General features: G+C 61.9%; 11 protein-coding genes. 3 read left to right on the plus strand and 8 right to left on the minus strand.

Going from position 1 to position 13,373, the window contains the following annotated elements; genetic code table 11:
• Window positions 1-884: 884 nt before the first annotated feature.
• From HU719_RS08575 to HU719_RS08585, 3 genes are read right to left on the minus strand one after another with little or no spacing between them, the layout of a single operon-like run.
• Window positions 885-1,373, minus strand: coding sequence for a hypothetical protein (locus HU719_RS08575; protein WP_225917130.1), 489 nt, complete (start codon window positions 1,371-1,373; stop codon window positions 885-887).
• Between the two features lie 27 nt (window positions 1,374-1,400).
• On the minus strand, window positions 1,401-3,542 hold the full coding sequence (locus tag HU719_RS08580; RefSeq protein WP_186536954.1) for a hypothetical protein: 2,142 nt from the start codon (window positions 3,540-3,542) through the stop codon (window positions 1,401-1,403).
• On the minus strand, window positions 3,529-4,728 hold the full coding sequence (locus HU719_RS08585; protein ID WP_437179646.1) for a DUF3142 domain-containing protein: 1,200 nt from the start codon (window positions 4,726-4,728) through the stop codon (window positions 3,529-3,531). Before HU719_RS08585 ends, HU719_RS08580 begins: the two co-directional genes overlap by 14 nt.
• 212 nt (window positions 4,729-4,940) lie before the next feature.
• Here HU719_RS08585 and HU719_RS08590 point away from each other — a divergent pair, with 212 nt between their 5' ends.
• Window positions 4,941-5,111 carry a hypothetical protein gene (locus HU719_RS08590; RefSeq protein WP_186536953.1) on the plus strand — a complete coding sequence of 57 codons (171 nt, stop codon included), beginning with the start codon at window positions 4,941-4,943 and terminating at the stop codon, window positions 5,109-5,111.
• Between the two features lie 41 nt (window positions 5,112-5,152).
• On the opposite strand, the gene HU719_RS08595 is transcribed toward HU719_RS08590, so the two are convergent.
• From HU719_RS08595 to HU719_RS08605, 3 genes are all read right to left on the minus strand, one after another.
• Entirely contained in the window at window positions 5,153-5,404 is a 252-nt protein-coding gene (locus tag HU719_RS08595; protein ID WP_186536952.1) for a DUF6555 family protein, read from the minus strand.
• Window positions 5,405-5,513: 109 nt separating this feature from the next.
• Window positions 5,514-6,698 carry a zinc-dependent alcohol dehydrogenase gene (locus HU719_RS08600; RefSeq protein ID WP_186536951.1) on the minus strand — a complete coding sequence of 395 codons (1,185 nt, stop codon included), beginning with the start codon at window positions 6,696-6,698 and terminating at the stop codon, window positions 5,514-5,516.
• 60 nt (window positions 6,699-6,758) lie between these two features.
• On the minus strand, window positions 6,759-6,968 hold the full coding sequence (locus tag HU719_RS08605) for a con-10 family general stress protein (RefSeq protein WP_186520474.1): 210 nt from the start codon (window positions 6,966-6,968) through the stop codon (window positions 6,759-6,761).
• Between the two features lie 340 nt (window positions 6,969-7,308).
• On the opposite strand from HU719_RS08605, the gene HU719_RS08610 reads away from it, so the two are divergent.
• On the plus strand, window positions 7,309-11,415 hold the full coding sequence (locus tag HU719_RS08610) for a CheR family methyltransferase (RefSeq protein WP_186536950.1): 4,107 nt from the start codon (window positions 7,309-7,311) through the stop codon (window positions 11,413-11,415).
• A gap of 84 nt (window positions 11,416-11,499) precedes the next feature.
• Window positions 11,500-11,898 (plus strand): NUDIX hydrolase, encoded by a 399-nt coding sequence (locus tag HU719_RS08615; protein ID WP_186520472.1) that lies wholly within the window; start codon window positions 11,500-11,502, stop codon window positions 11,896-11,898.
• Window positions 11,899-12,288: 390 nt separating this feature from the next.
• Here the strand turns inward: HU719_RS08615 and HU719_RS08620 are convergent, their stop codons facing one another.
• Both HU719_RS08620 and HU719_RS08625 read right to left on the minus strand, forming a co-directional pair.
• Window positions 12,289-12,840 carry an ATP-dependent Clp protease proteolytic subunit gene (locus HU719_RS08620; RefSeq protein WP_186536865.1) on the minus strand — a complete coding sequence of 184 codons (552 nt, stop codon included), beginning with the start codon at window positions 12,838-12,840 and terminating at the stop codon, window positions 12,289-12,291.
• A 13-nt stretch (window positions 12,841-12,853) separates the two neighbouring features.
• Window positions 12,854-13,225 (minus strand): low affinity iron permease family protein, encoded by a 372-nt coding sequence (locus HU719_RS08625; RefSeq protein ID WP_186520943.1) that lies wholly within the window; start codon window positions 13,223-13,225, stop codon window positions 12,854-12,856.
• Window positions 13,226-13,373: the final 148 nt, after the last annotated feature.

The following is a 13,373-nucleotide window of genomic DNA, read 5'->3' on the forward strand; positions in this document are numbered from 1 at the left end:
AGCTTTTCGTGCAACGCTGGTAGGTGTTGCATGTTTGGAGGGCAAGATCGTACAGCAGGCGGTTGTTACCGTTCTGAATGCGATCAGGGTGGCTGCGACCAAGGTGACCCCCCAAGGCGCAGTGATCTCGCCGTTACTAGCATTCCACTGTGAGCTTAATACCTTATTTAACATAATATGCATTATGCGCAGATCAATATGAGGCTGCCGGGGTGTGGGTTGGCTAGATCGGGAGCCAGCTTCCGCTCCGTCTGACACAAAACCAAAGTGCTGTCCCACTAAAAGCAAAGTCAGGTCATTCGGCGTCTGCCGATGAAACGCCAGCCGCCTGAACTCACCGCGAGTTTCTCGAACACAAGCATCAGATGAACGCAGCGTGCTGTACCCATACTGCGCACACGGCGCATAGCTATCTGGCAGTTCATCGTTCGATAAATGACTCTGCGGGATCGGCCGGGCTTGCACGGCTAGCTAGTATGGGGTCGCGTCGTACAACGCAAACACCGCGCAGCCCCGGGCCAGTTCACTGCGACCCTCAGGCCTATTCGCCGATCCGGAACAACATCGAAACTCTGACCAAGTCCTCTGATGCCCCCTTGCGGGGCAAAACCACTACCAAAAGCATGCATGAAAGCTGCTCTTGTGAGAGCGGGCTTGCCTCGCGAAGCGAGCCCAAATGTCTCACCTGACAAGCACTAGGCTAGTGGCCGTGTTGCATATAGATGTCGGCCTACGCAAAGCCTCAGCTGTCCTCGCTATTAATAGCTAGAGCCAGCGCATGCATGACCGAATCTATACATAACTCGGGCTTTATATATAACCGTTATAAATAACTATTCTAAATAGACATTTAGGTTAGTTATATTGGCCAGCCATCTATTCCGCTATTCGCACCCACTACCAACCCGTGCATAAGGCCGATAAATCTCTCCGTCATACCGCAGCACCGGCCTGCAAAACCCCGGCCCGGCGATTTCGATATCCGGCCACCCATCCTTGCCTGAAGTGCTCAGAAAGTTGACCTCGCCCTCGCCGCTGGCAAGCTGTCGCCATTTCCCATCAGCCTGCTGGCTGACCAGATAAAAGCCAGTCCGCGCATTGCCATAGCAGTGAACACTCGACTCGGTAATGAGCCCATCCAGCCGCCCATCCCCGTTGATATCGCGCGGTTGCATCGAAGGCGGTTCATAATCACCCTCTTCTTCCAACTCGCACTCGGTCGATTCCTGCGTAAAGCCTGCCGCTCGGAAGGCCTTGATTTGCTCACTACGCGGCATTTCGACATATTGTGCGCTGGCAAGCGGGGCCAGCAGGCTGGTGAAAAGCGCTAAAACAAGTCGGCCGTGCGTCAGAACTTTCCCTCGCACTATCATCCGAGCACCCTCCTCACTTTTAGTGGATCAACCTTGAGCCTTGCGCCGACGCACCCACAGCCAGCCAAGGCCGCCGAGCACCAGCACACCCAACGCTAGCAGTTGCACTTTATAAGGCCGCAGCATTGCACGGGCGTCGTTGAGTTTTTGTTCAATGTAGCGCTTGTTGACCTCGTCGAACTTCGGTTGCTCGCACTGCTGGCCAAAGTTGGCGGCCCATGGCACGTAGGGGCCTTGCTCAACGTAACGCTTGTACAGCGTGACTTCCTGCTCGCTGCCGGCCACCCAGCCTGCGCCGATGCACAGCACCGAGGCAAAGGCCTGGCTGGTATGCGGCAGTTGGTCCGCTGCCTGACTGGCCAGGTCGGCGGCGATGTAACGGTAGTGGTAACGCAGGTTGGGCGCTGCCTCAGTAGCTTGTTGGCGCTTCAACTCGGCGGGCTCCAGGAACGGGCCTGGCTTCAGCTCGGGCGTACCCAGGCTGAAGCTGCCGCCCAGCCAACCGTAGTCTGGCGACATTTCATAACCCAGGATCTCCATGCCCTGCCTACGCGCTACGGTACCCGCGGTGTACAGCGCTTCGGCACGACCGGTTGCGGTCCAGCGCGATTTGCCTTCCTCACGCTGCTCGCCATATTGGCGTGCAGCGCTTTGCAGCTCTGGCGTACTGAAATAGACCGGTGCTTCGGCGAACCGGCCTTCGCGCAGCAACCTGCGGCCCAGCAAGTCGCGCAGTTGGGCTGCGACCGGGCGTGGTGCATACGGGTCGGCATCTTCCTTGGGCGCTGGCGGTGCCGGCACCTGGGCGTCGACATAGCCCTTGAGCTCGTCGAGGGTCAGTACACGCTCGGCCACCGTTGCGGCGTCTGGCCAGTAGATGTCCTGGCTGCGATACAACAGGTCGAAGGCCTGCACATAGTCACCGCGGTCCAGTGCCAGCACCGCGCTCTCACCATCAACGCGGCAGCCTGGGCGAACGCTTTCGTAGTCCCAGTCTGGCGTTTGCCGCCAGCCCCAGGCTTCGTCTTTTGGGAAGGCTGCCGCCGCCTTTGCGTATGCTGCGGCTGCCTGGGCCTTGTCGCCATCGCGCAGGGCAAGCTTGGCTCGTACCCACCAGGCCATACCCGTGTCACCTGCATGCTCCAGGTAGCTTCTGGCGGCCTTGAAGTCGCCGCCTTGGTAGCTAAGGGCTGCCAGACGATCGGCGTTCTCCAGGTTATCGCCGACGCTTGCCTGCAGCATGCGGGTCAGGCGCAGTTCCTGTTCCTGGGGGTCGTTGAAGTAGGCCATACGGCTGAGCAGATACGCAGTGATCAGCTTCTGCACCGCCGGCTGTTTGAGTTGCGTTTGCAGGTCTGCATCGGGCATCGCCACCAACTCACCGGCCAATTGGCGCAGCGAGCCGTAGCCACTGGGCGAACCTAAGCGGGTCTGGCTTGCGTACAACTGCACCGCGTGGCCCCAATCGCCGTCGAGCCGGGCCAGCCTGGCTTGCTCACCAAGGCTTGCCACGCCGAGTTCCAGTGGGTCGCTGAAACCCTCGGCGCTCAGCGCCCTGGCCTGCTCGTACGCTTTTTGAGCCTGCGCGCGCAGGGTTTGCGGGAGCTGCTCGGCGCTATCGGCGGCCTCAGTGCTCTGCGCCATCAATGCACGGCCCAGCGAATAAGCCGCCCAAGTGCTGCGCAGTTTGCGTTGCTCGGCCGGCAGTGCCAGCACGCTGCGGAAATACGCCGCTGCCTGCGGGTGATTACCTGTATCAAACGCCACTGCGCCTGCGGTGTACAGGCGCAACTCATCGGGAAGGTCAGCGCCTTGCACCTCGACCTGCTGCGCATCCTTCAGGCTGCGCAGTTGGGCGACTTTGTCGCGAAGGGTTTCCGGCAACTCATTGGCTTCGATCTGATCGCGCTGTTCACGATACGGCCGGGCGTTGTCCTCGCCATACCAGTAAGGCGTAAGGGTGAGCTCGGTTGTCGGCTTCAGGCCGGCTATTTGCTGGCCGAGGCGGCTCACTTCAAAAGCAAAGTTGGTTTCCGGCAGCTCTGCCAACGTGCGTGCGCGGTCGTCCAGCAAGCGCAGCGGGAAGTCCGGGCCGCAAGCCAGCGCCGTACCGAACGGCACGCTCAGGGACAGGCACAACAAGCGATGCGGCCAGTTACGGATAGACATTCCATGCTCCTTGACTGATATCGAGACAGCGCGCCCAACCGAGGGTACGCCGGCCGCCGGCGGCAACGCGAACGCTGGCCTGGCGGGTGAATTCGAGGTGTTGTTGTGTTTGCTGGGCGCGGTAGCCATTGATGCCATCAGCCCCGTCGCAGCCACGCGCAGCCAATTGCACCCGCTTGGGCAGCGGTTGATCGAGGTTGCCGGCATTCACCAGGCTGATGTCGTACAGCCCTTCCCGCTTCACAAACTGGACCTGCCACTGGCTGGCCAGCGCATCGCCGGCGGCCACAGCTTTCAGTGTGGTCAGGCTCCAGGCGCGGCGGTCGCCAGGCAGTGGCAGGCGAAACCAGATCAGCCCGGCCAGGTGGGCGGGCGGTTTCTCACGCATTTGCAGGGCCAGGTCGGCCAGCTGTTGCGGGTCGGCGAGCAATTCGCGCCGCTCGCCCGCGTGGTTCAGCGGCGCCTCGCTTTCCACCAGCGGCGCGCCGCCAGTATCGGGCAGCAGCGCAACGCCGTAAGCAGGTAGGGCGAGGTAAAACGGTTTATCGCTGGCCCGGCTCCAGCGCTGCGCCCAGCTTTTGGCTTTGACCGGGTCGAACAGGCCTTGGCGCGGGTCGCTCACTGCGTGCACCTGCAATACGCTGCTGTCCACCGCGTCCAGAAGCTCCGGTAAATTCGGGCTATCGAGCCAGGCTGGCAAAGCGGTGATGCTCAGTTTGATATCGGCGGGCAGTTGTTTGCGCAGCGCTTGCAGAAACTGGCTGTAACCCGCCAACCGCGCGCTGCCGCTGTCATGGTCGATCTCAAGGCCGCTTGGGGTGACACCAGCCTGTTGCCAGCGCGCGATTAACTGCGCGATCTGCTGTTGCGCCAGTTGCACATCCAGCGCCGGCAGTTGCCCATCCAGGCGCACCACCGCGATGACTGGCCGGCCATCGGCCTTGAGTTGCGCAAGATTCACCAGCGCCCTGCTCCACCCGGCTTTCGGATGCGCCTGCAGCGCCAGAACGCGCAAAGTGGAAAAGTCGCGACGGCTCTCGGCCAGCGCCTGCTCGTGGGCTGGGCGCCATTGGCGTTGCCAGACATACAGTTGCTGGTCCAGCGGCATTGGCGGTTGCGGCTCACAGCCGGTAAGCAGCGCCAACACCAGGGCGCCACACAAACGGTGGAAATACGTGACAGGCATACAGTCCTTTGTCCAGCGCGACAGCAGTGTTTGGCGAGGCGCGATAGTAGCGCAACGCGTTGCAGTCCCTCCAGCAGTGTCGCCTTAAGTAGTAGCCCCTGCCGTCTGTCGGTGTGCGCTTGAACCCGATGACGCAGCCTCGGATTGCCGGGACTCACAACTAGTACAAGGCCGGCCGGCGTGGCAGGCCTGTTCTGAGCGAGGGTTTGACAATGAGCACTGCACTGAAGATGGGTGGCGGCGACGCGCAAAGCGATTGGCCTGACCTGGAGCCCGAGCCGCGGCACGATCAGGTCGATGACCCGGATGCCGATCCAAACCTGACAGATGACGATAAAAGCCGCCCCGGCGTACCCGCCACTGACCCCGAGTCGGGCGCTTGATCAAGAACCACAGTGCGGGGCGACCCTGCCCCGCCTGGCACCTAGCCTGCCACCTGCCCGGCCTTGGCCCCCGAAACGCGCCAGCGAACGTCGGTAATGCCATAGCGCTCAGCCATCGGCCGGCTGACCTTGCGGATCTTTTCACGGCCAAACTTGGGGATGATGCCTACACCGGCATCACAGCTGGCCCAATGCCACGCTTCAGCGTTGTCCAGGCGCTCAAGGCGGATGATGAAGCTGCGTGGCTGGCCATGCAACTGATAGTCGATCACGTAAAGCTCGGGACTGGGCATTGCGGCGGGCCTCCTTTCTGCCTGTTTCAATCAAGGGTTGATCAGCCCTGACCTGGATGATTCAATTTTTCCGCAAACAGGCAGAGGATCGCACTAGTGGCGATTGGCCTTAACTCGGTGCTGGAGCACCCGGCATCAGGATTACCTTGCGGCAACGCTCTTGCATTTCGTCAAAAATCTCGTACCCGCGTACCGCATCATCCAGCGCCATACGGTGGGTCACGATGGCCTCGGGGATCAGCCGCCCGGCTTCTATATGTTCCAGTAGCTCTGGCAAATAACGCTGCACATGGGTTTGCCCCATGCGGAACGTCAGGCCTTTGTCGAAGGCATCGCCAAACAGGAACCCATGAATGAAGCCGGCATAGACGCCCGGGACGCTCACTACTCCGCCACGGCGCACCGCTGCAAGGCACTGGCGCAGAGCCTTGGCACTGCTGCCTTCGAGCTTCAGAGCGGTTAGCACTGTTTCCGTCGTGCTGCCTTTGGCTTCAAACCCTACAGCGTCCACCGCAGCGTCCACGCCGCGCATTCCAGCGGTCTGCCGGATGATGCTATCGGCCGGGTCATCGTCGTGGCTGAAATCGATGGGGATGACACCATAAGCATCGCGGGCGTAGTCGAGCCGATAACCGCATTCATCGACCATGAATATCTGCTCGGCGCCCAGCATCCGCGCGCAGGCAGCAGTCAGCAAACCGACCGGGCCCGCCCCAAAAATCGCCAATGATGAACCTTGCCCTATTTCGGCATTACGCACGGCCTGCCAGGCGGTAGGCAGAATGTCGGAGAGGAAAAGCACTTTGTCGTCGGCCAGATGCCCAGGCACTTTGAAAGGCCCGGTATTGGCCTTGGGCACCCGCACGTAATCGGCTTGACCGCCGGGAATGCCGCCATACAAGTGGCTATAGCCGAAAAGCGCAGCGCCCGGCGGGATGCTCTTCTTGTTGATGATCGCCCCGCGCCCCGTATTGGTAGTCTCGCAGGCGGCGAACAGTTCGTGCTGGCAGAAGAAACAGCTGCCACAGGCAATCACGAATGGAATCACCACGCGATCACCGGGGCAGACGGCGGTGACGTCACGCCCCACCTCCTCGACGATCCCCATGAATTCGTGACCGAGAATATCGCCTTGGTCGACCATGGGGATCTTGCCGCGATACAGGTGCAAATCCGAGCCACAGATCGCTGTAGCGGTCACCCGTAGCAGAATATCGTCGCTTTCTTGCAGCTCAGGCTCTGGCACATTGTCGACCCGGACATCGCCAGAGCCGTGGTAGGTGAGTGCGCGCATGCTGTCGGTCTCCTGCGCAGAGATGGGAAGCCGGGGCTTTGGCGCCCCGACCCAAGCCGATCAGGCGTTGCGGCCACCACCGTGGCTGTTCTGCCCGCCTTTGCGTCCGGCCTCGGAGGCGCGGGCACGGTCATTGGCAAAATTGCCCCCGGAGTTCTGGCCGCCCTTATGCCCGGCGCGGGAGGCCTTCTCACGGTCGTTGGCGAAATTGCCCGGGTTGGTCTCCTTGGTGCCACCACGGCGGCTGGTCTGTTCCTGGTCATGAGCCATGTCGGTTCTCCTTTACGCATTGGTTTGGCGTGTCACGGAAAGCACCGTGCATTAGTTCCGAGCCAATGAATGCGCGGTCTGCTCAATAGCGTTGCGCCTGATCGGACCGGTGGCGCCAGTGGTTGGCGTGCAAGAGGCTTGCGTTGTGGCCACACGGAGCAAAAAGCTTCTGTGCATCAAGCACTTTTACGCTTCGCCTGTTGTCTCAAGCGCACTATTCGACATGCCCTGGGCAGCGCCTGCGCAAAGGCTCGAAGCCAGGGGCAATCGGTGCCTATAATCACCGCCCGGTGCGCCCTGCGCCCTGGGCCATTTTTCGTATCGCACAAGGTTCGTGCCCATGAAGTCGACCAGCAAACCCACCCTCGCCTCGCCGCATAACCCGGCGCTGAGCCCCAGCCACCTGGACTTCCCGGTGGTGGGTATTGGCGCCTCGGCGGGCGGCCTGGAGGCGCTGCGTACCTTGTTCGAGCACACCCCGTCCGACACCGGCATGGCCTTTGTGGTGGTGCTGCATCTGTCGCCAGACCACCAGAGCCGGGCCGACCGCATTCTGCAAGCGGTCACCCAGATGCCGGTGCGTCAAGTCACCGAGGCGGTGCCTATCGAGCGCAACCATGTCTACGTGATTTCCCCCGCCAATCGCCTGTCGACCAACGACGGTTACCTGCGGGTGCGCCCTGCGCAAAGAAGCCGCGGCGATCATGTGGCCATAGACCTGTTCTTCCGCGACCTGGCCGATGTGCACAAGGACCATGCGTTCTGCGTCGTCCTCTCAGGCACCGGCAGCGATGGCGCGGTAGGCCTTTCGCGCATCAAAGAACAAGGCGGCGTGACCTTGGTGCAGAGCCCGGAAGATGCTCAGTATCCCGATATGCCCCAGGCTGCGCTGGCCACAGGCATGGTCGACCTGGTACTGCCGGTGGCGCAGATCCCCGCCAAGCTGGTCGAACTGTGGCACACCGCGAGCCAGGTAAAACTGCCGCGCATCGAGGATGACAGCCTGCCGCCGGCATTGGGCGAGCGTGAAGGCCCGCCGGCCGCCAGCGACCCATTGCTTGAGGAAATCCTGCACCTGCTGCATGGCACTACCGGCCACGATTTCATGCACTACAAGCGCGCCACGCTGCTGCGCCGCCTGGAGCGCCGGATGCACGTGACGGGGCAGACTGAGCTCGCTGGCTACCGCGACTTCCTGCAACAGCACGCCGAAGAGTCCCGGGCGTTGCTCGCCGACATGCTGATTGGCGTCACCAATTTCTTCCGCGACCAGGAAGCCTTCGAGGCCTTGCAACGCCATGTGCTGCCGGGCCTGATCTGCGACGGCGACGAAGGCGAGCACGAGATCCGCATCTGGTCGGCCGGCTGTTCCACCGGCGAGGAGGCTTACAGCCTGGCGATGCTGGTCACCGAGCAATTGGCGGTCGAACGGCGCAGTGCCAAGGTGCAGGTATTTGCCACTGACCTGGATGAGCGCGCCATCACTCTCGGCCGCGCCGGGCAGTACCCCGAGGCCATCAGCACCGATGTCAGCGCCGCTCGCCTGCGCCAGTTCTTCATCGCAGAAGACCAGCACTATCGGGTGCGCAAAGAGGTCCGCGAAAAAGTCCTGTTCGCCCGCCACAACCTGCTGTCCGACCCGCCGTTCTCGCAACTGGACCTGATCGTCTGTCGCAACCTGCTTATCTATCTGGACCGCGACGTGCAGCGCGACATCCTGCGCCTGTTCCACTTCGCCTTGCGCCCCGGTGGCCATTTGTTCCTGGGCAGTTCCGAATCGGCCGACATCGCCGCCGACCTGTTCGTTGCCGTGGACAAACGCAACCGCATCTTCCGCGCCCGTGAAGTGCAAAGCAGCCGCCGACCCGCTCGCCTGCAGGCGCCGGAAAGCAGCCAACCCAAGGTCAAGGTGCGCGGCGGCCGAAAACTGTCCTATGCCGAGATTCACCACCGTGCCCTGGCCCGGCGTACCCCGCCCAGCCTGATCGTCGACAGCGACGGCAGTATTTTGCACATGAGCGAGGGCGTCGGGCCGTTCCTGCGTCACGCCGGTGGCGAACTGAGCCACAGCCTGCTCAACCTGGTGCTGCCTCCCCTGCGTCCGGCGCTGCGCAGCAGCATGATGCAGGCCCACAGCAGCGGGCAGGCAGTCACCTCGCGGTCGGTCACTCTGCTGCTCGACGAGCAGCACAGCGACGTCGAAATTCTGGTCCAGCCGCACCATGACGACCCCAGCGGCAGCGAATGCCTGCTGGTGATGTTCCTGGTGCGCGATGCACGCGATCAGTCTTTGCCGCAGCAGTCCGAAGGCACCGTGCTGAGCAACCTTGAGCGCGAGCTGCACCGCACCCGCTTGCAACTGCAAGAAACCATCGAGCAATCGGAACTCTCAAGCCAGGAACTCACGGCCTCCAACGAAGAAATGCAGGCCATCAACGAAGAGCTGCGCTCGGCCAGCGAGGAGCTCGAAACCAGCAAGGAAGAGCTGCAGTCGATCAACGAAGAGCTGCTGACAGTCAATTACGAACTCAAGACCAAGGTCGAGGAAACCGACAAGGTCAACGACTACCTGAGCAACCTGATCGCCTCCACCGACATCGCCACCGTTTTTGTCGACCGCAACCTGCATATCCGCTGGTTCACTCCCCGCGCCACCGACATTTTCAGCATGCTGCCGGTAGACACCGGTCGCTCGCTGCTCGATATCACCCACCGCCTGGACTACCCGGGCCTTGCCGATGACGCCCGTGCAGTGATCGAGCGTGAGACGACGCTGGAGCGCGAAGTGCTCGGGCACAACCAGCATTGGTATCTGGCGCGCCTGCACCCTTACCGCGCCAGCGAGCGCAACGTCGATGGCACGGTGCTGACGTTCATCGACATCAACAAGAGCCGCGCCGCTGAAGAGCGCTTGCGCCAAGGCGAAGAACGTATGCGCCTGGTGGCCGAAAGCACCCACGATTTCGCCATCATCCTGCTCGACGAAGAGGGGTTGATCACCGACTGGAACACCGGGGCTGCGCTGATTTTTGGCTACGGCAAGGACGAAGTGCTGGGCCAGCATTACCAACTGATCTTCACCGACCCCGACCGCGCCAGCGGCGTTCCGGAGCGTGAGCTGCGCGCGGCGCGCTTGCATGGCCGCGGGCAGGACGAGCGCTGGCATGTGCGCAAGGATGGCAGCCGCTTCTATTGCACCGGCGAAGTCTCACGGCTCAAAGGCAGCAGCCTGCGCGGCTATGTGAAGATCGCCCGTGACCTCACCGGCCATCAACGCCTGCACGACGAACAAAGCAAACGCCTGGCTGAGTCGCAAAGCTCCAGCCACATGAAGGACGAGTTCTTCGCCGTCATGTCCCATGAGCTCAAGCACCCGCTCAACCTGATCCAGCTCAATGCCGAGATTCTGCGGCGCCAGAGCGTGGTCAACAGCACCCGGGTGGCCAGCAAGGCCGTTGCGGTGATCTGCGAGGCGGTGGCAAGCCAGGCGCGGATCATCGACGACCTGCTCGATGTAGCGCGTATCCGTACCGGCAAACTCAAGCTCAAGACCCAGCCGGTGGACGTCTGCGCGGTACTGCGCGGCATCCATGCCGTGGTGTTGAGCGAGCAACACAGTTGCAGCGTGCACCTGGACCTACCCCCTGGCGAGACGCCAGTATTCATCGACGCCGACAGCACGCGCCTGGAGCAGATCATCTGGAACCTGCTGAACAATGCGCTGAAATTCAGCCCGCCTGGTGGCGAGATCCGCTTGCTGCTCACTTGCGAGCAGCAACAGGCGTCGCTGCAGGTGATCGACCAAGGGGTGGGGCTTGCCGAGGATAGCCTGGAGCACATCTTTGACCTGTTCAGCCAGGCCGCGCCGCAACTGGCCAACCACAGCCGTGAAGGGTTGGGCATCGGCCTGTCGTTGGTGCGCCAACTGGTCGAGGCCCACGGCGGCACGGTCACCGCTCACTCGGAAGGCCTGGGCCGCGGCTGCACCTTCACCGTGCGCCTGCCACTGTGCGACCCAGGCCAGCAGGCCCAGGCCCAGGCCAGCGAACAGGTTGCCGACGGCCGCTTGAGCGGCGTGCGGGTGCTGCTGGTGGACGATTCGGTGGAAATCCTCGATGTCATGCAGCAATTGCTGGAAATCGAAGGCGCCGACGTCGAGCCCTACAGCGACCCGCGAGCCGCGCTTGAGGCAGCTGGCGAGGGGCGCTATGACATCATCCTTTCCGACATCGGTATGCCGGGCATGGACGGCCACGCCCTGATCAAGGCGCTGCGGGGCCTTGAGCATTTGCGTTACACCCCGGCAATTGCCCTCACCGGCTATGGCGCCAGCGCTGATCAACACAAGTCGCGCCAGTCGGGGTTTGACCGGCACCTGAACAAGCCAGTGAGCTATGACGACCTGATCGACGCCATCGAAGCGCTGAATGGTTCGGTGCCTTACTGACCGCTCATCAGTTCGGTGCAATTTTTGCAGGTTTTTTAGCAACCAATGGGCAGGACACTGCCCGTTTGCCCAGAAGGAGCCTGCATGAAATCAGCCAAACCCCGAGCTAGCGTGATCTGCCGCCAGGCGGGCGACCAGCGCAAGTGGCTGTGGGTGCGCAAACCCAAGGCGCCATGGACCTTGCCGGGCGGCAAGATCGAGCCGGGTGAGACGCCGCTACAAGCGGCTGCCCGCGAGTTGTTCGAAGAAACCGGGTTGTTGGCACAGGAGCTGACATTTTTGATGCGGCACGAATCGCCGCAGCGTACGCACTACGTATTCGAGGCTGTTTTCGCCGATGCGCCCAAGCCCAGCGCCAGCCACGAGATCGCTGATTGCTGCTTTGCCAGGCTGGACCGGGTGGACGCCCTTAATGGTGAGATCAAGCGCTTGATCGATTCGCTGCTGCATTGCGACAAGGGAATGGCGGCGTCGGTGCGCTAGGGCAACTTCCACCGCCGAGCAAGCCCGCTCCCACGCTGCTCAGTTCTCTGCGCGCGGCAGCGCAGCCTGGAAGGGCTGGGGGACCTCCCACAGCATTACGGCCATGTCTCGGTATTGTGGAGGTACGCAATCTTTGTGGGTGATTCTATGGTTTCGGGCAAGCCGCTTTTGATTGTGTAGGAGCGGCCTTGTGTCGCGAAAGGGCTGCGAAGCAGCCCCAGGATCTGTGCACCTACCAGAATCGCTGGGGCTGCTCCGCAGCCCTTTCGCGACACAAGGCCGCTCCTACACTGACCGCGTAGACGGCATCGATATGGGATGGGCGCTGGCGATAGCCTGCCATTAGGCCGTTACAGGAAACCCCGCACCGGCCCTTACAGACCCCGACGCTCAGGCATGCACGCTCCACTGCGTACACCCCGCCTCGATCGGCAATTCATCGATGGCATGAATCATCCCACTGGCGAGTGCCTCTTTAGGGCCTAGAATCCGCGGGTACGCCATCAAGTACCGGGCCACATCCAGCACCTCCCCTGCCCCCTCGGTCCGTTCGGCGACGATCCGTGCGTACAACTGCAAATCGTAATCCAGGCTCATGGCGTACTCCGCCATGCGCGAGTGGTCTACCGAGCCGTGCAATGTCCAGTGAAATGGGTGAAACAGGAACTTGCTCAGCGCGCAGGCGGTGCGGTGGCTGCCAGCGAGGAACAGAATGTTACCCATCGACTCCACCGTGCCCAGATTGTGTGTATGCACCGGTACCGGCAGAGCCCGCAGAAAGTTGTACAGGGTAAAGCCGTAACTGCACTCCCCACCCATCGTCGCGATGTTCAGTTGCAACAGTTCGGCACCTTGTTGCTGAGCCCGCGAGCAGGTGTTGATCAGGTTGCCGCAGGTAGACGAATTGATCGGGCCGGTGAAGTGGATGATGTGTCTGGCCATGGGGTCCTCCAGGTCAGTCGGTGTGCGCCTGCTGCCCATCCTGCTCGCCCATCTGCTGGTAGTGCTTGCGCAGCGCATGCAGCTCGGCTGGGTCCATGTCCTCCAGGTCCAGCAGCGCCTTGTGCGCGCGCTTGGTGGTGCGCAGCAGTTCGTCGATCTTGATGTGCAGCTCGTCGTTGTCGCGGTTCTGGGTGTTCTGAATCAGAAACACCATCAGGAAAGTGATGATCGTCGTCGAGGTGTTGATCACCAATTGCCAGGTGTCATTGAAGTCGAACAGCGGGCCGCTGATACCCCACACCAGAATCAGCACCAGCGCCACGCCGAAGGTCAGTGGGCGACCGGTCAATTTGGCCAGCCCTTGGGCAAAACGGTCGAATTTCATGGCGCAGCTCCTGTGCAAGGCTTGCTTGCGGTGGAGGCCGCCCGGCAGCACAAAGTTCCAATGGCAATGCCGGACCCAGCGCTTGGTCAGCCGCGCTGAACCCCGCGGCAGTTTCCTGTGTCGCAGCAGAAAGCATCCATGGCATGGG

Source organism: Pseudomonas farsensis, assembly GCF_014268805.2.
GTDB lineage: Bacteria > Pseudomonadota > Gammaproteobacteria > Pseudomonadales > Pseudomonadaceae > Aquipseudomonas > Aquipseudomonas farsensis.

What these genes read in the sequence shown, in the direction of transcription:
- HU719_RS08575 (WP_225917130.1), bottom strand. Translation starts at nt 1,373, where the DNA reads ATGATAGTGCGAGGGAAAGTTCTGACGCACGGCCGACTTGTTTTAGCG.
- HU719_RS08580 (WP_186536954.1), bottom strand. Translation starts at nt 3,542, where the DNA reads ATGTCTATCCGTAACTGGCCGCATCGCTTGTTGTGCCTGTCCCTGAGC.
- HU719_RS08585 (WP_437179646.1), bottom strand. Translation starts at nt 4,728, where the DNA reads ATGCCTGTCACGTATTTCCACCGTTTGTGTGGCGCCCTGGTGTTGGCG.
- HU719_RS08590 (WP_186536953.1), top strand. Translation starts at nt 4,941, where the DNA reads ATGAGCACTGCACTGAAGATGGGTGGCGGCGACGCGCAAAGCGATTGG.
- HU719_RS08595 (WP_186536952.1), bottom strand. Translation starts at nt 5,404, where the DNA reads ATGCCCAGTCCCGAGCTTTACGTGATCGACTATCAGTTGCATGGCCAG.
- HU719_RS08600 (WP_186536951.1), bottom strand. Translation starts at nt 6,698, where the DNA reads ATGCGCGCACTCACCTACCACGGCTCTGGCGATGTCCGGGTCGACAAT.
- HU719_RS08605 (WP_186520474.1), bottom strand. Translation starts at nt 6,968, where the DNA reads ATGGCTCATGACCAGGAACAGACCAGCCGCCGTGGTGGCACCAAGGAG.
- HU719_RS08610 (WP_186536950.1), top strand. Translation starts at nt 7,309, where the DNA reads ATGAAGTCGACCAGCAAACCCACCCTCGCCTCGCCGCATAACCCGGCG.
- HU719_RS08615 (WP_186520472.1), top strand. Translation starts at nt 11,500, where the DNA reads ATGAAATCAGCCAAACCCCGAGCTAGCGTGATCTGCCGCCAGGCGGGC.
- HU719_RS08620 (WP_186536865.1), bottom strand. Translation starts at nt 12,840, where the DNA reads ATGGCCAGACACATCATCCACTTCACCGGCCCGATCAATTCGTCTACC.
- HU719_RS08625 (WP_186520943.1), bottom strand. Translation starts at nt 13,225, where the DNA reads ATGAAATTCGACCGTTTTGCCCAAGGGCTGGCCAAATTGACCGGTCGC.